Annotated in this window: 24 protein-coding genes, 1 tRNA gene and 1 pseudogene; 12 read left to right on the top strand and 14 right to left on the bottom strand. The window is 65.0% G+C overall.

The features are described 5' to 3' along the window. Window position 1 precedes the first annotated feature (1 nt). Both DR843_RS08070 and DR843_RS08065 read right to left on the bottom strand, forming a co-directional pair. Entirely contained in the window at window positions 2-832 is an 831-nt protein-coding gene (locus tag DR843_RS08070) for a glutamate ABC transporter substrate-binding protein (protein ID WP_109684893.1), read from the bottom strand. A 31-nt stretch (window positions 833-863) separates the two neighbouring features. Next, entirely contained in the window at window positions 864-1,622 is a 759-nt protein-coding gene (locus tag DR843_RS08065; RefSeq protein ID WP_109684892.1) for an amino acid ABC transporter ATP-binding protein, read from the bottom strand. A 164-nt stretch (window positions 1,623-1,786) separates the two neighbouring features. Between DR843_RS08065 and DR843_RS08060 the strand changes: the two genes are divergently transcribed. From DR843_RS08060 to DR843_RS08030, 6 genes are all read left to right on the top strand, one after another. Beyond that, window positions 1,787-1,860, top strand: a tRNA-Ile gene (locus DR843_RS08060). A 559-nt stretch (window positions 1,861-2,419) separates the two neighbouring features. Continuing rightward, on the top strand, window positions 2,420-2,761 hold the full coding sequence (locus DR843_RS08050) for a hypothetical protein (RefSeq protein ID WP_146202516.1): 342 nt from the start codon (window positions 2,420-2,422) through the stop codon (window positions 2,759-2,761). A gap of 148 nt (window positions 2,762-2,909) precedes the next feature. Then, on the top strand, window positions 2,910-3,053 hold the full coding sequence (locus DR843_RS20030) for a hypothetical protein (RefSeq protein WP_170119787.1): 144 nt from the start codon (window positions 2,910-2,912) through the stop codon (window positions 3,051-3,053). A 90-nt stretch (window positions 3,054-3,143) separates the two neighbouring features. Continuing rightward, window positions 3,144-3,665 (top strand): hypothetical protein, encoded by a 522-nt coding sequence (locus DR843_RS08040; protein ID WP_109684888.1) that lies wholly within the window; start codon window positions 3,144-3,146, stop codon window positions 3,663-3,665. A gap of 360 nt (window positions 3,666-4,025) precedes the next feature. Then, a complete protein-coding gene (locus tag DR843_RS08035; RefSeq protein ID WP_109684887.1) occupies window positions 4,026-4,430 on the top strand; it encodes a hypothetical protein in 405 nt (134 codons plus the stop codon). Beyond that, window positions 4,427-4,807 (top strand): hypothetical protein, encoded by a 381-nt coding sequence (locus DR843_RS08030; RefSeq protein WP_109684886.1) that lies wholly within the window; start codon window positions 4,427-4,429, stop codon window positions 4,805-4,807. The genes DR843_RS08035 and DR843_RS08030 overlap by 4 nt, the downstream gene beginning before the upstream one ends. Window positions 4,808-4,911: 104 nt before the next feature. Here the strand turns inward: DR843_RS08030 and DR843_RS20025 are convergent, their stop codons facing one another. From DR843_RS20025 to DR843_RS08005, 6 genes are all read right to left on the bottom strand, one after another. Next, the gene (locus DR843_RS20025) at window positions 4,912-5,085 is read right to left on the bottom strand and encodes a hypothetical protein (protein ID WP_170119786.1); all 174 of its coding nucleotides are present in this window, start codon (window positions 5,083-5,085) and stop codon (window positions 4,912-4,914) included. Beyond that, window positions 5,082-5,270 carry a helix-turn-helix domain-containing protein gene (locus DR843_RS20925; RefSeq protein WP_170119785.1) on the bottom strand — a complete coding sequence of 63 codons (189 nt, stop codon included), beginning with the start codon at window positions 5,268-5,270 and terminating at the stop codon, window positions 5,082-5,084. Before DR843_RS20925 ends, DR843_RS20025 begins: the two co-directional genes overlap by 4 nt. 11 nt (window positions 5,271-5,281) lie before the next feature. Then, the gene (locus tag DR843_RS08020) at window positions 5,282-5,482 is read right to left on the bottom strand and encodes a hypothetical protein (protein ID WP_109684884.1); all 201 of its coding nucleotides are present in this window, start codon (window positions 5,480-5,482) and stop codon (window positions 5,282-5,284) included. Between the two features lie 84 nt (window positions 5,483-5,566). Beyond that, the gene (locus DR843_RS08015; RefSeq protein ID WP_109684883.1) at window positions 5,567-6,235 is read right to left on the bottom strand and encodes a hypothetical protein; all 669 of its coding nucleotides are present in this window, start codon (window positions 6,233-6,235) and stop codon (window positions 5,567-5,569) included. Further along, the gene (locus DR843_RS08010; RefSeq protein WP_109684882.1) at window positions 6,232-6,573 is read right to left on the bottom strand and encodes a DUF6907 domain-containing protein; all 342 of its coding nucleotides are present in this window, start codon (window positions 6,571-6,573) and stop codon (window positions 6,232-6,234) included. Before DR843_RS08010 ends, DR843_RS08015 begins: the two co-directional genes overlap by 4 nt. Then, window positions 6,570-6,791 carry a hypothetical protein gene (locus DR843_RS08005; protein ID WP_109684881.1) on the bottom strand — a complete coding sequence of 74 codons (222 nt, stop codon included), beginning with the start codon at window positions 6,789-6,791 and terminating at the stop codon, window positions 6,570-6,572. The genes DR843_RS08010 and DR843_RS08005 overlap by 4 nt, the downstream gene beginning before the upstream one ends. A 528-nt stretch (window positions 6,792-7,319) precedes the next feature. On the opposite strand from DR843_RS08005, the gene DR843_RS08000 reads away from it, so the two are divergent. Next, the gene (locus DR843_RS08000) at window positions 7,320-8,000 is read left to right on the top strand and encodes a hypothetical protein (RefSeq protein ID WP_109684880.1); all 681 of its coding nucleotides are present in this window, start codon (window positions 7,320-7,322) and stop codon (window positions 7,998-8,000) included. 14 nt (window positions 8,001-8,014) lie between these two features. Here DR843_RS08000 and DR843_RS20780 read toward each other — a convergent pair. Continuing rightward, a pseudogene (locus DR843_RS20780) lies at window positions 8,015-8,281 on the bottom strand (tyrosine-type recombinase/integrase); the annotation flags it as partial. 147 nt (window positions 8,282-8,428) lie between these two features. Here DR843_RS20780 and DR843_RS07990 point away from each other — a divergent pair. Continuing rightward, the gene (locus tag DR843_RS07990; protein ID WP_109683852.1) at window positions 8,429-9,418 is read left to right on the top strand and encodes an IS481 family transposase; all 990 of its coding nucleotides are present in this window, start codon (window positions 8,429-8,431) and stop codon (window positions 9,416-9,418) included. Here DR843_RS07990 and DR843_RS07985 read toward each other — a convergent pair. From DR843_RS07985 to DR843_RS07975, 3 genes are all read right to left on the bottom strand, one after another. Continuing rightward, window positions 9,374-9,766 carry a site-specific integrase gene (locus DR843_RS07985; RefSeq protein WP_170119784.1) on the bottom strand — a complete coding sequence of 131 codons (393 nt, stop codon included), beginning with the start codon at window positions 9,764-9,766 and terminating at the stop codon, window positions 9,374-9,376. The two genes, DR843_RS07990 and DR843_RS07985, sit on opposite strands and share 45 nt — an antisense overlap. A 133-nt stretch (window positions 9,767-9,899) precedes the next feature. Next, window positions 9,900-10,055 (bottom strand): hypothetical protein, encoded by a 156-nt coding sequence (locus DR843_RS20020; RefSeq protein ID WP_170119783.1) that lies wholly within the window; start codon window positions 10,053-10,055, stop codon window positions 9,900-9,902. Window positions 10,056-10,845: 790 nt separating this feature from the next. Further along, entirely contained in the window at window positions 10,846-11,286 is a 441-nt protein-coding gene (locus tag DR843_RS07975; RefSeq protein ID WP_109684876.1) for a hypothetical protein, read from the bottom strand. A gap of 277 nt (window positions 11,287-11,563) precedes the next feature. Between DR843_RS07975 and DR843_RS07970 the strand changes: the two genes are divergently transcribed. Together DR843_RS07970 and DR843_RS07965 are read left to right on the top strand one after the other, a co-directional pair. Next, a complete protein-coding gene (locus tag DR843_RS07970; RefSeq protein ID WP_109684875.1) occupies window positions 11,564-11,908 on the top strand; it encodes a hypothetical protein in 345 nt (114 codons plus the stop codon). Window positions 11,909-12,018: 110 nt separating this feature from the next. Further along, entirely contained in the window at window positions 12,019-13,197 is a 1,179-nt protein-coding gene (locus tag DR843_RS07965; protein ID WP_146202514.1) for a PD-(D/E)XK nuclease family protein, read from the top strand. 568 nt (window positions 13,198-13,765) lie between these two features. Here DR843_RS07965 and DR843_RS07960 read toward each other — a convergent pair. Together DR843_RS07960 and DR843_RS07955 are read right to left on the bottom strand one after the other, a co-directional pair. Then, window positions 13,766-14,419, bottom strand: coding sequence for an SGNH/GDSL hydrolase family protein (locus DR843_RS07960; protein ID WP_109684873.1), 654 nt, complete (start codon window positions 14,417-14,419; stop codon window positions 13,766-13,768). A 311-nt stretch (window positions 14,420-14,730) separates the two neighbouring features. Further along, window positions 14,731-16,707, bottom strand: coding sequence for an acyltransferase family protein (locus tag DR843_RS07955; RefSeq protein WP_170119782.1), 1,977 nt, complete (start codon window positions 16,705-16,707; stop codon window positions 14,731-14,733). 208 nt (window positions 16,708-16,915) lie between these two features. Here DR843_RS07955 and DR843_RS07950 point away from each other — a divergent pair, with 208 nt between their 5' ends. Further along, a complete protein-coding gene (locus tag DR843_RS07950) occupies window positions 16,916-17,503 on the top strand; it encodes a YflT domain-containing protein (RefSeq protein ID WP_174888827.1) in 588 nt (195 codons plus the stop codon). A 143-nt stretch (window positions 17,504-17,646) separates the two neighbouring features. Further along, complete coding sequence (locus DR843_RS07945; RefSeq protein ID WP_109684871.1) at window positions 17,647-18,162, top strand: DUF3145 domain-containing protein; 516 nt, start codon at window positions 17,647-17,649, stop codon at window positions 18,160-18,162. Window positions 18,163-18,225 lie beyond the last annotated feature (63 nt).

Below are 18,225 nucleotides of genomic sequence, written 5' to 3'. Positions count from 1 at the left end.
ATCAGCTGCAGGCGGCGGGGGTGGGCGGGTTCTTTGCGGTGTCGTACTTGTAGTCGGTGCCCAAGTTCTCCTCGACGATCTTCTTCCAGGTTCCGTCGTCGATCATCTTCTTGATCGCGTCGGTGACCTTGTTGCACATGGCGGTGTCACCCTGCTTCAGGCCGATCCCGTAGTTCTCGGTGGAGAAGGTGCCGCCGACGAGTTTGAACTTGCCCTTGTACGCCGCTTGGTTGGCGAAGCCGGCCAGGATCGTGTCGTCGGTGGTCAGGGCGTCGATCGCACCCGAGGAGAGCGCCTCAACGCACTTGGAGTAGGTGTCGAACTGCTGGGGGACAAGGCCGCTGACCTTCTCCTCGAGGTTCTTCACCGAGGTGGAACCGGTCACCGAACAGACCTTCTTGCCCTTCAGCGCATCGACGCTGTTGATGTCGCTGTCGCTACGAACCAGAACTGACTGTCCGGCAACGAAATACGGCCCCGCGAAGGACACCTCCTTCTTGCGCGCGTCGGTGATGGAGTAGGTCGCGACCACCATGTTGACCTGGCCGGACTTGATCAAGGTCTCGCGCTGTTTGGACGGCGCCTGGATCCACGAGATGCTGCTGGGCTCGTAGCCCAGTTCCTTCGCGACGTACGTGGCGACGTCCACGTCCATCCCGGTGTAGTCATTGCCGGACTTCAGGCCCAGACCGGGCTGATCGAACTTGATGCCGATCTTGATGGAGCCGCCGACGGAGGTTCCATCGCCGGAGGACGAACCTCCGCCGCACGCGGCAAGCAACAGGGCGACCGAGGCGGCGCTGGCGGCTACCGCGGTGGTGTGACGAAACATCTGATTCCTCCTGATTGGTGGGTGTGCGAAGTCAGTGGGCGAGGATCTTGCTGAGGAAGTCCTTCGCGCGGGCTGTCTGGGGGTCGGTGAAGAACTGCTCCGGGGGAGCCTGCTCGAGGATCTGACCGTCGGACATGAACACGACGCGGTCAGCGGCTTTGCGGGCGAAGCCCATCTCGTGGGTGACCACGATCATCGTCATCCCGTCCTTGGCCAACCCGGTCATGACGTCGAGGACCTCGGTGATCATCTCCGGGTCGAGCGCCGACGTGGGTTCGTCGAAGAGCATCACCTTCGGCTTCATCGCCAATGAACGGGCGATGGCCACCCGCTGCTGCTGACCACCGGACAGTTGCGCCGGATACTTGGCCGCCTGGTGCTGCACGCCGACGCGCTCAAGGAGTTCCTTGCCGAGCGAATCTGCCTCTGCCTTGGGCATTTTGCGGACCTTGACCGGTCCGAGGGTGACGTTCTCCAGGATCGTCTTGTGCGCGAAGAGATTGAACGACTGGAAGACCATGCCCACGTCGGCGCGTAGCTTGGCCAGCTCAGCGCCCTCTTCGGGCAACGCCTGCCCGTCGATGGTGATCGTGCCGGACTCGAACGTCTCCAGCCGGTTGATGACCCGGCACAACGTCGACTTGCCCGAACCGGACGGACCGAGCACCACCACTACCTCACCGCGCCCGACGGACAGGTTGATGTCCTGGAGCACGTGCAGATCGCCGAAGTGTTTGTTGACCGAGTCGACGACGATCAGCGGGCCGTCGCCTGGTGCAGGTGAGGTCATGGACGAACTGTAGACACCGTATTCAGCAAAATGACAGGAAGACGCAGGTTATTTTCAGGATCGTGATGTAGCCGTGTCGCGCGACGAGGCGCCGAGCAGCCGTAGAACACGCCCTCGGGGCGGCCGGATAGGGTTGGGCGCTGGTCGTGACGGTTCACGGCCAGGGGGCGGTAGCTCAGCCGGTTAGAGCAGCGGACTCATAATCCGTCGGTCCTGGGTTCAAGCCCCAGCCGCCCCACGGGTGTGTGTGCAGGTCAGAGGCGGTCGAGCCGTCCACGCCAGTGTGTGGCGTCGGCCGATCTGCTAACAGATTGCTAACCGCGGCATGAGTTGTGGTCATGAGAGGCCATCCGACCCATCTTCGACTGCGCCTAGTGCGTCGTACTCGGCTCGTTGCTGCGGGGTGAACGTCCGACCCCAGGCGTAGGTGACGCCGACGAACCACCGTGGATCATGGGTGTGTGGGCAGCGACGACGACCAGGACTGCGTGGAGCACATCTGGTCGCTGACCGGTGCGTCGTTCGCTGCGGACGGGGCACACCTGGAGTACCAATGCGCCGGCTGCGGAGCGGTCAGGCTCGTCGGGCCAGGTGAACGCGGCGGGGACTGGGTTAGCTAGCCGGGGCGGGATCGATGGGCGTCGCTGGTTGCCAGACCTGCTCGTAGTGGCTTCGCAGCATGGCGGACGCGTCTTCGCCGCGGGTTCGGGGACTTGGCGTACGCGTTGCTGCAACAGGGCGACGACGCAATGAAGACCGCGGCGTCCCTTGCACGGGGGTCATTGTCGGATCTGACGGTGGCTTCGAAGGGGTTGGCGAGGTCGAAGTCGTTGCAGCAGCAGTTCGATTCGTTGACGGGCCAGTTGTCGGGCACGGAAATTTCGGCCCGTCGCGACGCGAACGCGCAGTTGATGGCGTTGCAGGCCGCGAAGAACCAGTTGCGGGTTGGGTCTCAGACGATCGTGCATTCGCAAGGCATCACCGCCGACCAGGTGCAGCGGATCGTCACTGAGGTGGTGCAGCAGATTCCTTCGAGAGACATCTACATGGACAGCGAGAAGGTCGGGCATCGGGTCGCCGCCCCGGTTGCCCGGCAGCACCCGGATGATTACCGGCGCGCTTCGACGAGGCCGTTCTGATGGGTGAGTTCGACGAAGCAACGCGATCCGCTATGGACGCGGCAGCTCGGATTGTGAGTGCTTGCCAGGAACGTGGCTTGGACAGCGACACCTTGCGTTGATCCTCGACTCGCTCGAATCGGTCGAAGCTGCTCGCATGATGTGGTGGATGGCATCGCTGACGGTGCAGGCCGTCAACCAGTGGGCGCGCGAGACCAGCCGGGACGCAGGGAAACTCACTCGGCTGCTGTGCTCCTACTACCTCGGTGCGCTCGATAGCGACCAGGTCGACGATCCGGGCGCTTCCGAGTAGAGCGCTAGTAACGGCCGGCCCCGTGCGTCCGGTGTCGGACGAGGGGTAGCGCCGTCCATTGTTGTCGGTGGCCGACGTTACTGTCTCGGCATGGCAAGCGTGATCTACGAAGGCAAGTGGTCGAAGCTCCTCTGGACCGGGCGTCACGCAGCGCCCCAGTCGGTCGATCAGGCGTTTGAGCTTGCAGCGAAGGCGGCCGGCGGCGAAGTGCTGGGAGTCGTCGCGCAATGCACGATTAGCGAGGGTCATACGGCGTGGCGGGTCGTCGCCGCGGCCGGCCGACGGTTGGTCGTTCTAGATGCGGATGCACCCGTGGACGACTGGACGCGCGACAACGACGGTTACCGGAATGGGTCCCAGTCCTACCTCAACCTTGATGGACAAAGCATCAAGGTTCGGCTCCTACCCATCTCGAGCATTGCGGCTATCGAGGTGGCCGATCCGATCGGCAGGGTAATCAGCCGGACCAATAGCGAGCGCAGGCTGACAGGGCAGTGGACGATCGTCTTAGCGGACGAGAGATTAGTGCTCCCTCCCGCAGAACCGCATTCGCTGGACGGAGCCGACCCAACGGCCGATTTGGTGCAAGCGTTGACGCCGATGGTCTCGTGACCGGGGACACCTTCAGCTGCTTCTGGCGCGCACCCACTCAATGAGTAGCCCCATTATCTCAGGCTTCGTGATCGCGCACCCGCGGGAGGTGCTCCTGCTTGTCGGGATGGCCGTCGTCGACGCCATCGAGGACGGACAGACGCCAAGCGACGCACGTGCGTCTGCGGCCTCACCGAGGTCGACTCCTGCGTCGATGCCGTCGACTAAACTGATGGAGTGCTTCCTGGGGCATTACGCAGGCGGTGACGGCGCGGTCGGTGACCAAGCTTGGTCGTGGCCGAAGCAAACCCCAGGACCGAGCAGGGTGAGACGCCGGATGTCGACGGACCAGAGGGCGGGGCATAAGTGGCAGATGCATTCATGCGCCAGTTTCACTACAAGTGTGATCGGTGCATTGAACCGACGACGCCGCCAACCGATCGCATCGGGCCTTATGAGTACTACTGGCAGCAGCGGACGCGGCTCTGTCGCGGTTCCATTGTGGACTTCAACTTTCTCCTCTACTTCGCAATGCCAGGCGGCAAGCGCCGCGACATCAAGCAGCTCCGCATCTGCACATCCCCATTTCATGGAGGTACGGTGCATGTGCACCCGCATGAAGATGGGGTGGAGCTTGACGACATCTGGGACACTGGCATCAAGGCAACGCCTCGACAGATCCCGCTGGTGTACCAAGGTGTCGTAAATGCAGTTGCGACGCCGCCAGAGATACTCATCGCATGGAAGGAGCAGCAATGGATAAGCGCCCTCGGTCCTGGGTTGTGACATCGCTGCTAGCCGATGAGAGTTTTGTCAACTGGTTGAACCAGGTTTCCTCCTTGAACGATGGCGGTCAGTGCTTGGCTTTTGGGTTCGACAGCGATCAACCCGCGCTGGCCATCAAGCACGCGCTGCAGGCCCACGAGGGCGTCACATGTGCAGTGATCATGATCGACAAGGGTGCGATCGAGGCGCGCATAATCGTGCATCACAGCGGTGTAGAGGCGGCAGAGGCGTCCGTGTTGGATCCGGGGACCACCGTAGGGGACTTCTTCGGACTGATGCGCCTTTACGAGGGCGAAGAGCATGCATGGGAGGTCGCCGAAGGCCTGGCGGCTGTCGGCGCATCTGAGTTCACATCGCGAATTGCGACACCCGCCTGAGTCTGTCGGTGCTGCAACCTACCGTCTGGTGGCATGCTGCATCCGTGACCATGCCTTGGCCCGACGCCGACCTGTGGCGGCGTCGAGCCAAGGCGATCTGACGATCAGCGTCCACGGTCCTCTATGCGCCGTCGTGCGGTGGCCTTCTTGATGTCGTTGATCAGGGAGTCCGGTAGCGGGCCGCGTTCGCGCAGGATCCGGTCGGCGGTTGCCTTGGCTGCTTCCCGGATCACTTCGTCCTCGGTCTTCTTGGCCGGGGTGCCCTTGCGCGTGGTCATTTGTTCCTCCGGGGTCGGTTGCTGGTGGAATTGAGGTAGGCGTCGAGGTCGGTCTGGGTAGTGCGCCATCCGACCCTGGTGGAGGATGCTCGGATTTCGCCGCGGGCGAACATGATGCGCACGGTCTTCGGGGAACACCTCAACTGTTCTGCGACGTCTTGGACCGTCAGAAGCGGGTCAGTCATTTGGGCCACCCTCATCCGCAGGTCGACGCAGGTCGACGCAGGGCGACGTCTTGAAGGCGCGTCTCATGAAACGTGTTGTTCGCGTGTAGCAGACCCTGGATCATCCGGATCACCTGATCGTTGTCGAGATAAGCGATCTCGTCCGCGATGCGCAGCTGAACCTGCCAGTCGCCGTTGTCGTCGAAAGCAACGGCTCCGACCGCCCACAGCAATGGGTCGCCTTCCTGCGAGTAGTCCCGCTCCGATTTCCAGCCAACGTAGTGCCCTAACCGTCGTGATTGATACGGCGGTAGGCGCTATCGCACGGGAATCGGTGGCACGCGGCAGATGTGCTCATCGGGTGACCCCCCCATGTCGTTCAGAGCTGCGACGCCGGCCAGCAGGGCCGCAGCGGTGGCGACCGCTTCACCAGCGGTCACCTGCTGCAGACTGTCGTCGAGCGTGACCGTGGGCGCGTCCTGCGTGGGTGAACCGTCGGGCCAGGTCGTGAGCGCCAGGTGCGCTCCGGCGACCTCTCCGAGGTGGATGCAATGCCCGTCGAACTCGTTGAGCTGTTCGAAGTGCCACGCCCCGTTGTAGCGGCACCAGTCCGGGCAGACCACATCCTCCGGCGCCACGGGCGGCACGCCGAGCCAGAGCCCGGACCACTCGCGGGCCAGAGCACTGGCCGAGGTGATCGTTTCGCCGATAGCGGCCGCCACGCCCGGGTGGAGGGTCTCCGCGCCCGGGATTTGAATGAACACCGTTGCCGGGTCGGGCAGTTCGTTGTCGTCGAATGGTTCGCAGATCTGCACCTCAACCAACCACTCATCGCCGCTCTGGTTGCTGCCCTGGCCGGTGATGGCTCGGTGGAAGTACCAACTATCGCTACCGCTAGCCCGTTCCTCGTCGTGGTCGGTCGAGATGCACCCGGGCGGGCAGCACGGTGCTGGACGTGCGGCGATCTGTGCGGGTGTGTCCCTCATGCCTGCTCACCGCCCGTCGCGGCCTCGAGGTCCGCAGCGGCGAGGATCAGCGCCTCAGCGAGCTGGCGTGCCTCATCGGCGGTCAACTCGAATCCGGTCGCTTCACCGAGCCCGAGGTGCACGAGATGGTGCCTCGGTCCGAGGCGGGAGAAGGTGGCGTAGGTGGTGAAGTAGGCGTCAGCCCAGTCGTCGTCGCCGTAGCGGTCACGGTGGTAGCGCGTCGCCGGCACCCGGCGTTCGGTGCTGTGGCATGCCTCGTCGCTCGGGTCCTGGTACACACACCAGGACGGGCAGGGGATCACCCGGGGTTCACCGACGGTGCCTTGGTAGCGGCTCATCGCGCCACCCCCAGCGTGCGCTCGAAGGGACGCGCCAGGTCGTGCTTGCCGGCGCGGCGTAGCACGCGAGCGAGGCTGGCTTGGGTGGTGTAGCCGAGCCGGGCCACGATCATCTCTCGGCTCTCGCCGGCGGCTAACAGCCACTGGATGTCTTCGACCAGGTGGTCGAGGTTGTGCATGGTCCGCCTGCTCGAGGCGGTGGGTACGGTTGTGCTCATGATCCAGCCCTCCTGTGGCTGGTCATGGACCCTCGATCGGCGGCTACCGGTCGGGGTCGCATTTTGTTGGGGTGGTGGTGACGCTAGGTGCGTGCACCGACAACAGGCAGTCGTCGTGTTGCCGGTTTGCTAACGGCTTGCTACGCAACGCCCACGCACAGGCCGCTACGGGACGGGACGGGACGGGGGAGGACTCCGACCGCACCACTCCGGGCAATTCAGCACCCACCGCGACAGGTCAGGATGCCTTCGAAGCGACTCATAATCCGTCGGTCCTGGGTTCAAGCCCCAGCCGCCCCACGGGTGTTTGCGCAGGTAGAGCAGGGCTTGGAGCCTGTCTCGCGAAGGTCTCCGACAGTCCTCTGAGGCGAAATCCCCGTCAAAACCCCGCCACCCGTTCCCGTGCTTACCTGCGGCGATGTGCGCGACTGTGGATAACTTCTGCGGTCTGTCGGAGCTCCGGACTACATTGGTGTAGTTAGCTCGGACGTCTGTCCGGGTGGCCGCCGTTGCTCAAGGAGGCCCGCCGTGGCCGATATCGAAACCCTCCACCGACCCGTCACCACCGATTGCCGCTGCTGCGGCCTGCCGCGAGAGTTCATCTTCAAGTCCACGACCGATCAGGTGGTGTGCGACTTGTGCCTCCGCCACCAAGGCGACCAGACCGCCCGCGTCCTCCGCCGCGACCAACAGCACAAGAACTGGTGGGCGGAGTACCTGGACCAGCTAAGGCAGGAACGCACCGACGTCGTTGAGAACCTGGACGCCAGGCACGCCGCCAAGGTGGAGGCGTTAACCCAAGAGCTTAACGCCGAACGTCTGCGCGCATCCGCGATGGAAGCGGCGGTCAAAGACGGTTTCAAGCAGGTCAATCCGGTGGTGGCGGTTTGGCTGGACCAGGTGGCCATCGCCGCCGAGCGCGAGCAGAAGGAAAAAGCTCACCGATTCATCGCGGTGTTGTTGCGGGTGCTCTGGTACATCGACCAGAACCACCACACGCCCGAGAACTCCGACGACCGTGACTGTAGCTGCGGGGTACGGGCAGACAAGTGCCTGGACTTCTCGGCGTTAGCGTCGATCCGCAGCCGTCTGTACGAGTGGGAGGCGAACGAGACAGCCCGCGCCAAGCTCGGTCAGCACAACGAGTTACCTCGTGACCATCCCGAGGCTCGCCACTATGGCCCGAACGGGTGGCGCCGGGGAGCCTGAGGGCGCTCGGCCCGTCAGCCCTGGGCGGTGAGCGGGCGCAACGAAGTAGCGGGTGTCGCCGGGGCTGACCCCGCCACGAGCGCGCCGTACTGCGCGGCCTCGTCGGAGTAGTCGGCGGGGTACAGGTGCGAGTAGGTGCTGTCTGTGGTGGCGAGATTGGCGTGGCCCATCCACCGACTCACCTTGTAGGGCTCGATGCCCGCTGCGAGCCACCCCGAACACGCTGAATGCCGTAGGTCGTGCCAGCGCACCGCGCCCAGCCCCGCCCGCTCCACCGCAGGCCGGAAGTAGTTGCGGTTGAAGCTGCCCTAGTTGTACTGCCCCGGGACGTTAGGAACGGTTCTCGGCCTGTCGGCGTGACTTGAGGAAGACCTCCGGGTGAGGTGTGAAGCGACGAAGCAAACACATCCCCAAACCCGGAGGTCCTCATGGTCCACGCTAATGCCCCGCTTTCTGCGACTGGTCGCCTGCGCCTGGCGCGGTGCGTGGTGGACGATGGGTGGCCGTTGCGGCGGGCCGCAGACCGGTTCGGGGTCTCGGTCACCACCGCGCACCGCTGGGCGGCCCGGTACCGCCAGCATGGTGCGGCGGGGATGTGCGATCGTCCCAGCCGGCCCCAGTCATGTCCGCACCGCACCAGTAGGCGCCGGGAACGGCGAGTCCTGGGGTTACGGGTTTCGCGGCGGTGGGGGCCGGCCCGGATCGCCTACCACCTGGGGATGAATCCGGCCACGGTGCACCGCATCCTGACCCGGTACCGGTGTCTTCGGTTGTCCTGGACGGACCCGGCCACTGGTGCCCCGGTACGGGCCGGTCGTCGAAAGGTGGTGCGCTACGAACGCGACGCCCCGGGTGATTTGGTCCACGTGGACATCAAGAAGCTGGGCCGCATCCCCGATGGGGGTGGACACCGGGTCCATGGCCGCGCTGCGGGGAAAGCTAACTCCCGTGCTACCTCCAGCAGTGGGCGGGGGTATGCCTACCTGCACCACGCGGTCGATGACCACTCCCGGTACGCCTACTCAGAGATCCTGGCCGATGAGAAGAAGGAGACCGCGACCGCGTTCATGCAACGGGCGGTGGCGCACTTCGCGCAGGTCGGGATCACCACGGACCGGGTGATGACCGACAACGGGTCCTGTTACCGCTCCCACCTATTCCGGAACATGCTGCAGGACCATGGGATCACCCATAAACGCACCCGCCCCTACACCCCGAAAACCAACGGGAAAGTCGAGCGGTTCAACCGGACCCTGACCGAGGAGTGGGCCTACGCCCGCCCCTACACCAGCGAGACCGAACGCGCCGCCGCGTACGAGGACTTCCTGCACATCTACAATCACCACCGCGCACACACCGCGCTCAAAGGTGGCTCACCCGCAGACCGCGTACCCAACCTGGCGGGGCACTACACCTAGTCCCATTGCCGGGTGTAGTCCACGCGGGTGCGTGCCGGGTTCGCGGCCGGGCCACAACCGCGCGGCGGGGTCGGTGCGGGCGGGGTGCTCCGCCAGGAACGCCGCCAGGTCGTCTAGCAGCCCCGGATGCAGAATCGGGACGGTCCGCCGCGACCGCAGCGACTTCGGGGTGCCAGTGACCCACTCGCCCCGAATCCGCTGCACTGTCCGCTCCACCGAGACGGTGCGCTTGAACAAGTTGACGTCTCGGATCTGCAACCCTGTCATCTCCCCAGCGCGCAACCCCGTGAAGCTCGCAAACCGCACCATCAACGCCGCTGGGGGAGCGTCGGCCAACTCAGCCGCCACCCGCTCCACCTCGACCACCGTCAAGAAGCGCGGCTCAAACCGCTGCGCCCCGGCGGCGCTGGGCGACGGCAGCGCGTCCCGCCGGCGCCCTGGCGCACGGGCTCACCGCTATCCACTTGCGACGAACGGCCATCTAAATCGCCTTGTGCAACGCGACGAACACGTTGCGCACGGTCGCGTCGGCGAGGCCCGAGCTTCGCAATGCATATACCCATTTGTCGCCGTCCTCGGTGGTGAGCGCGTTCACGCGTCGCCCGCCGAACGCCGGCAACACATGCTGCGCGTACACCGCAGGTGAGGAATCCGGCGTGCGGGGTGTCCTGGCCAGGTCGCGCTAGCGGGCAGGGCCAAAACAGCCCGCCGCGCTCAGCGACGGGCGAGGGAGCTAACCGGATGCTAGCTGACGACCTCACGCCCCGCGACGATTGCGACGCGGGCGTTCGGATCGCGCGGGGCGCGGGATGCAGTGATCAAAGGTTCGGCAGCGGGGGCCGACTCAGCGGCGGCCACGGTGACAGCCGTCAACGCAGCCACGGCAGCGAGGTGAGTGGCGGGATCGGCCGCGTTTAGCACGGCGACCGCCCGGCGGTGCTCAGCGAGCAAGTCAGCCGTACCCAGCACGTTCAGCGTGCGGTAGGTCTGCTGCCGGCCAGCGGGTCAACCGCGCTGCGCCCCAGGCGTTGCGGGCCGCCAGCCCGCTCGTCCAAGGTGCGCACGTGCGAGTTGCGACGGGTAAGAGTCTGCATCGGTCCGGTCACCTCCTCGGCGCGTCTGGTCGGTTCGTTAGTGGGGACCGTACAGGCCCCCGGTTGGTCGCTGACAAGAACTCTACGCCAGCGTGCGCCCCGGTGCGCCAAGAACTTTCGCCGTGCGCCCCGCGACGCCGAATCGTGTTGCTGGACATGGCAACTCACCCTCCCAAACACGCGTATGGGGTTTTCCCGGGCGTTTGAACGCGTCTCAGTGCCGTTGCCCAGACCGGCCTGGAACTCTGGCGAGGATCGCGTAGGCGTGATCGGAGGGTCAGCGCGCGGCTGGTCGGTGAGCGGGTCAGGCTTGGGGGAGTGAGTTGGGTGGGACTACTCGACTGCAAGGTCTTTGCGGATGGCACGCACGTATGCGTCGCGGGCGGTCTCAAGATCGCGAATCTGCGCGCTGAGGTCATCCATGCCCACGTGGCGCTCGGCGAAGGCGTGCGCTTTGCTGCGGACAGCGTCGACTGCATCGATGACTTTCCTGTCGCCGAACATCTCGATGGGCGCACTGAACGGAGTTAGTCCGCCGTCGAAGAACTCGTCATTCGGGTGTGGCTCAGGCTCTTCGCGGAAGTTCGCGTTGTTGAGTGTCCACAGCAGACCGTCTGTGCGAGTCAAGAAGTTTTGGTAGGCGCCCAATCGCTGGTCCCGCACCCATCCCTGATGCGCGCGGCGGTCGGAGAGGGTGCCAGCGGCAATCTGTGCGAACCCGCCAAGGATCGCACCAACAATCACACCGACCAGTGCCCAGACCTCTGTGCTCATCCCAAGAGTCTGCCAGCGCGGGCCGGTGTGGAGAAGACCCCGCGAAATCCCCTCCAGAACTGCCACGCCCCGGCGATTCGGCGCGCGTCGAGGCGAGCCGGAATCCATTGTGCAGCAGACAGTTTCGGCGCTCCCCGGTGCGAGGGGGCGCAAACGGAAACAGTGGCGACTCAGGGGCAGCCCCGGCTCATAATCCGTCGGTCCTGGGTTCAAGCCCCAGCCGCCCTACTCACCTTCGATGCTTGCCCCGGTCCTCAAGTGTCTGAGACTCTCAGGCATGGACATCTCTAAGGGGTTGGCAGGCGCGGCCGACGCGGCCGCCCGCGGACACGGCGCGTTACCCCAGCGGGCTCTGCCCGATGCGGTGGCCGACCCGTCCCACGCCCTCGTGGTGCAGACGAACTCGTTGGCTATTCCGAGCACGACAGCGAGGACTCCGGCGCCAGCGACTCAAGACGTTGATCTGTCCCTCTACGAGCCCATCGCCGGACCGCGAGTCCACCAGGTAGGCAAGGGTCTGATGGTTCTGCTCGGGGCGCTTGCCGCGCTGCTGATCGTCGGTTTTGGCGTCGTCCTGTTCGCGTCCGGGGTGCCCGACACGATCAGTGAGTTCTTCAAGTAGAGCCGGCCACCGACGCCGTCTCCTGGGATCGGATGTCGGCAGCGGCAGTCTCCTGACGATCGCGACAGAGGCGCTAGTTTGATGCTGTGGGTACCTCGTCGGGCAAGGACATGGTCACCGAACTATTGCCGCTTCTCGGGCGATCAATGCAAATCGGCTTCAACGTCTTCGACGTGATGCGCCACGGCAGCCACGAGAAGCAGCTCTCCAACGTGTTCGCCTGGTTGCTGAATCCTGACCTGAAGGCAACGCACGGTCTGAAGAACCTGCCCCAGCAGATTTTCCTCTCGGAGATCAACCGCGGGCTTCCGGGTGCACGGCAGTTTCGGAAGACGTTCGAGATCGTCGTCCAGGAGCTCAACACGGCCGATGACGGCAACCCCTGGGACATCGCCGACATCGTTCTGGAGAACGACACCGAACGCGTCGTGATCGAGAACTACTACACCTCCGATGGTCACGGCCACAGCTACGCCGGCTACCTGGCGCACGCGGAGAGGGACGGCAAGCGTGGCGCGGTGGTCCTGCTCTGCCGGGACCAGGACAGCTCTCTGCAGAGCGATGGTTGGGAGAACGCCCACGTGGTCACCTACGGCGCCGTCGTGACGGAACTGCATCGGACTCTGTCGACCAACCATGGCTACCAGCGCGACCATCCCGACGCCTATTCCTTTATCGACCAGATGTACCGACGATTCGTAAAGGGCAGAGGACGCGTGGAAGACCGCCAACTTCTGGAGTTCATGACCGCTATGTGTGCAACGGGAGCCGCAGGCCGATATGCGCGGCAGGCACAGCAAGCAGCAGCTGAGGAGTTCGGCGACGCTATCCGAGACCAGGCCATCGAACGCTTCGGCGAAGGCCGAGAAGTTCTACAGCGAGTGAAGAACAAACTGAGGAGTTACAGCGAGCAAGTGCTGGGTCCTGCTCTGAACGAAACGTTCGGCGACGACTTCGTCCGCGGAGTCTCCGCGAACTACCGGTATAGCTACCAGTGGACTATCAACTTCGATGTTGACAGTGAGGGCGAGGGAAACAGCGAGGCCCCGCTGCAGCTGAAGTTCGGACCGTCCGCCTGGTTCGCCAACGAGAAGGACTCGGCGTCATGGAAGCGAGTGGTCGAGGATCCTGACTACTCTCGGGTGTTCATCACGCGGGCCAGCCGCTATGAAATCCGCCAGACGTCGGTCTCCCTCGCCGAAGTCCTCGACGGCCTACCGGCCAACGACCGCCGGTTGCACGACGCGATCATCGACCTGTGGCGGAGTCCGGGCGACGAGATGCACTGAAGAATCACAGCACCGGACAATCGCTCGGACGCCTTCCGGACCGCGAGTCCACCAGGTAGCCAAGAGTCTGATGGTCCTGCTCGGAGCGCTCGCCGCGCTGCTGATCGTCGGTTTCGGCGTCGTCCTTTTCGCGTCTGGAGTGCCCGACACAATCAGTGAGTTCTTCAAGTAGAACTGGCCGCTAGGCCTGGCCCGCGACGCCGGTCGGGTCGGTGCTCACGTATCTCATCGACACGGTTACGAATTCTGAGCGTGACGGCTCCCGCGGGTCTGGGGCAAGCCCATACAGCGCCGATCTGCACCGGGTGCGCCGGAGTCCAGGACGTCGCCCCAGCCACCCTCACGTCCACAGTCACAGTGCTCTGGCTGAAACCCACTGCAACGTAGTGGTCTGGGCGCAGGACAAGTTCGTAGGAGAACAGTTCCTCCGGCGGATCGCACCACGACTCATCGGCGCTCGTCGTCAGGTCGTTGGGAAAGCCGAGGCGATAGTTCCCCGAACCATCGACCTCCAGGACCACACCGGTATCGCCGACCGCAGCGCGGCGAACCAAGCGGGCCACGGCGGCTACTGGCTCGCGCTCAGCCCGGAGTGGATCACGCACGAGGACGTGGCACCGGACGCCGGGAAAGCGTTGGCCAAGGCACGCGCGATCCGCTCAGCGCGCTCCCGATAGCCGTGGCTGGTGTAGTGGATCTTGTCCGCCGGCTGGTACCAGCTGGTCTGCACCTCGCTGCGCCAGTCGAAGACCCGCAGGTTCGGGTACTTCTGGCAGGCCGCGATCAGCGCGCTCGACAGGGCCGGGAAGTTGGCATCGGTGTACGGACCCGAGGTGCGCAGCGTGCGACTGGTCAGCCACATCACCGGATTCGACCCGGCGTGTTGCATCATCAGGTCGATTCGCATGGACATCGGGCCGGCGCCGCCGACACTCATATTGGCCAGGTCGTTGTTGCCGATCGCCAGCACGTAACAGCCCTGGTAACCCTGCTTCTCGAACTTCTCGATCGCATCCAGGGAGTTCGGCTGGTTGTTCCAGTGCTCGATGATTGCCCGGGCACCGGAGATGTCGGTCGTGACGTTCTTGACTCCGACATCCTTGTACTGCGCATCGACGTCCCACGCCGGATTCTTCAGGAATCCGCCGGATGCGACCAGGCCGTCCGAGGTCGAATCCCCGATGTGCACCACCGAGGTGCACGACGTCTGCGGATACGGCACGGCGGCGGTGCTGGCTGTCCCCGTCGCGGTCGAGGAAGCCGACGGCGACCCTGACGCCGTGGCGGAGGTCGTAGACGACGGCGTGCTCGAGGTGCTGGTCGCCGAAGGCGACGAGACCGACGATGACGATGCCGACGACGAGACTGATGAGGACCGAGCAGACGATGTAGTGGACGTCGTCGACGTTGACGATGGTGCCGCCGACGTCCCGCCGCCACAGGCGCTCAGTCCCAGGGCCGCCACGGCGAGGACGGCACCAGAGCCGACCATCGACGTACGCCGAGTCACGCCTTTCCGGGTAACCGCCGTGTTCACTGGTTGGCCTTCAAACCCGAGTACACCAGGCAGGTTGAGGCTGGTTTGCCGTCCTTGGGGAAGGCGTTCGCCAAGGCGAGGGCGATGCGCTTGGCCCGCTCCTGGTAGCCCTTGGTCGTGTAGTGGATCTTGTCGTCGGGCAGGTACCAACTGGTCTGGACCTCACTGCGCCAGTCGAAGACGCGCAGGTTCGGCCACCGCTTGCAGGCGTTCTGCAGCGCTGTCGACAACGCGGGAAAGCCCTCGTCGCGGTAGGGGCCGACCGTGCGCAACGTGCGGCTGGTCAGCCACAGGGTCGGTTGGTTGTTGGTGTGCTTCATGACCATGTCGATGCGCTGGTCGAGAGAGTACGCAGCGCCGACGGACAGGTTCGCGACGTCGTTGTTGCCCAGGGCGATGACGTAGCAGCCCTTGTACCCGCTCTTCTGGAACTTCTCGATCGCGTCCTCACCGTTGGGCTGGTTGTTCCAGTGCTCCACGATGGCCCGGGCCCCGGAAATGTCCTCCTTGACCGTGGTGACGCCGACTTTCTTGTATTGCGCCGTGATCCGGTCGGCGGCATTCGGCAACGAGGCAGGGGACTCAAGTCCGATCGACGTGGAGTCACCGATGTGCGCAACCGACGTGCATGAGGTCTTGCCCGGGATGCCGTTCTTGACCGGTTTGCCGGTCTTCGTCGGGGGAGGGGTGTTGATCGCTCCCGGTTTGTCCGGCCCAGGGTCCGCAACCGCAGCGCCGCGGCCGAGTGCGGAAGCGCTGCCCAGCCCGACACTGGCGACCAGGCCGAGGGCGGCGAAGCCGGACACGATGACGGGCACGGCGCGCCGACGACCCTCGGCGTTGGCTGGCCGTTTGAACGCGGCGCGGAAACCGTTGCGCCGGATCGGGTCCTCCAGCAGGGTCCAACTCAGGGCCGACAGGATCAGCGTGATGGCCACCTGGCCGATGCCCACCAGCACCGCATGTGCGTCGATCCAACTCTGCGGGGTGAAGTAGATGACCGGCAGGTGCCACAGGTAGATGCCGTAGGAGCGCTCGCCGATCCACCGGAACGGCTGCGCACCGAGCAGGTTGCGCACGATCATCGAGCCGGGGTGGATGGCGCTGATGACCAGGATCGCGGTCAGCAACGACTGCGCGAGGATGCCCCAGGAGTACAGGGATTGCGGGTGCGAACCGCTGAAGTAGATGATCCAGCCCAAGCCGACCAGGCTGGCCAGACCCAGGATGTCCACCGGCACCTTCCAGGCACCCTGGGTCGCCCGGAAGGGTCGTTCGAAGAGCACGATGGCGAAGATGGCGCCGATGAGCAGGCCGCCGGCCCGGGTGTCGGTGCCTTCGTAGGCACGCGTGGTGCTCCACAACGCGGGCATCACATCAGCCGGCCGGATCGAGAATTTGTAGAGCAGCACGAAGCTGATCGCCGACAACACACCCGTTGCGACGGCCACGACGCGCAGGTTGCCGCGGAAGAGCACGATCATGCCGATCAGCAGCAACGGCCAGACGAAGTAGAACTGCTCCTCGACGGACAGTGACCACAGGTGATCCAGTGGGCCACCGTTACCGGCGGTGATCGCGAAGTAGTCTCCGCCCGCGGCGATCGTGTGCCAGTTGGCCACGTAGAACAGCCCGGCCAGGCCGTTGCCGACCGTGGCGCCGAGGTTGTCCCGGTCGGCAATGAGCGTGGCCACGATCACGACCGCAATCACCAGGACGACCGCCGGGAACAGGCGCCTTGCCCGGCGCAGGTAGAAACCGACCAGTCCCACTGAATTGGTGCGCGCCCAGGCGCGCAACAGAATCGTGGTGATCAAGAAGCCGCTGAGGGTGAAGAAGATGCCAACCCCGAGCAGGCCGCCGGACAGTCCGGGGACGTTGAGGTGGTAGAGCACCACCGCAGCCACCGCGATGGCGCGGATGCCGTCGAGGCCGGGTAGATAGGTGTCCTTGGCGGATACTGGGCGTGGCACTCGCTGGGGCTCCTGTAGCTCCGGAAACACGCAGCAACAGGGATCGTGCTGCCGCAAACCGGCGAGGTCGCTCCGCGTCCGGGACCACCTCGTTGTATTCCGATCCCGGCCAGTGTAAATGGCCCGCCGGAATCCGCCGCGCTGTTGGTTGCGGCGCGTCGAAGGCGGTAACGCCGTTGCCCTGTGTCAGCGCCGATAGCATCAGGGCATGTCGACAAACTCGCTCGGTCTTGGCGCAGCCGCCCGCAACACCGCGCTCAAACTCGAATACCCGATGTCCCTGGCCACCTACGCCACCTACCCGGAGGCGCAGAAGGCGGTCGACCTGCTCTCGGACAAGCAGTTCCCGGTGGAGAACTGCTTGATCGTCGGCTCCGATCTGAAGCAGATCGAGCGGGTCACCGGCCGACTCAACTGGAGCAAAGTCATCACCGCCGGCATCCTGTCGGGAGCCTGGTTCGGTCTGTTCATCGGCCTGATCTTCTCGCTGTTCGTCAAGAACATCACCGTCTGGCAGGTCGTGATCTACACCGCCCTTTGGGGTGCCGTGTTCGGTCTGATCTGGTCGGCGATCGGCTACGGGTTCACCCGCGGCCAGCGTGACTTCAGCTCCGTCAGCGCCATTGTCCCGAGCAGCTTCGAGTTGCTGGTCGAGCACAAGTTCGCCCAGCAGGCGGGCACGTTGCTCGACGAGGCGGGCCTGCGGGGACAGTCGGCGGGCACCCCCGTGCTGCCGAGCACACCGGCGGCGCCCAGCACCCCCACCGATCCGCCGGCCGCGCCGCCCACCGCGTAGGAGCGTCAGAATCGCATCGCCCAGGAGCACCAGTGGCTGTTGTGACCACTGGTGCTCCTGTGGCGTGTGGGGCACAATGGGGGAGTCCTTCACTGTTCGAGGCGTAGGGGAAGACGTCCTCGGTCCCGTGAAGGAGGCAGGTTATGTCGGCATCGCGCACGCGCGCCGTCGCTCGGGGTGTGGTGTTCATCCACTCCACCCCGGTTTCGTTGTGCCCGCATATCGGCTGGGCCTTGGAGAGCGTCCTGGGTCAGCCGGTCCATCTGGAATGGACCAAACAACCGGTGTCGCCCGGGTCGGTCCGCACCGAGTTCTCCTGGGCCGCCGAGCCCGGCACGGGCGCGCGGCTGACCACTGCGCTGCGGGGCTGGGAGGGCGTGCGCTACGAAGTCACCGAGGAGCCGACACCGGGATGCGATGGTTCGCGCTGGGCCAGCACGCCCGATCTCGGCATCCATCACACCTGGACCAACGCCTCCGGGGACGCCGTCGTCAACGAGGATCGGTTGCGGTCGGTGGTGATCGCCAGTGGCGGGGACCCCGAGCGGTTCCGGGCCGAGGTGGCCGAGTTGCTGGGCACGGCCTGGGACCAGGAACTCGAACCCTTCCGCTACGCCGGGGACGGCGCGACCGTCCGCTGGCTGCACCGCGTCTCCTGAACAAGCGCACTGCGCTCAGCGGGGTACTGCTCGCGCTGCTGATCGCCGTACTTTCGACCTGGG

Origin of the sequence: Branchiibius hedensis (assembly GCF_900108585.1) — a bacterium.
Classification (GTDB): Bacteria; Actinomycetota; Actinomycetes; order Actinomycetales; family Dermatophilaceae; genus Branchiibius; species Branchiibius hedensis.
This window is presented reverse-complemented; position numbering and strand designations above follow the sequence as displayed.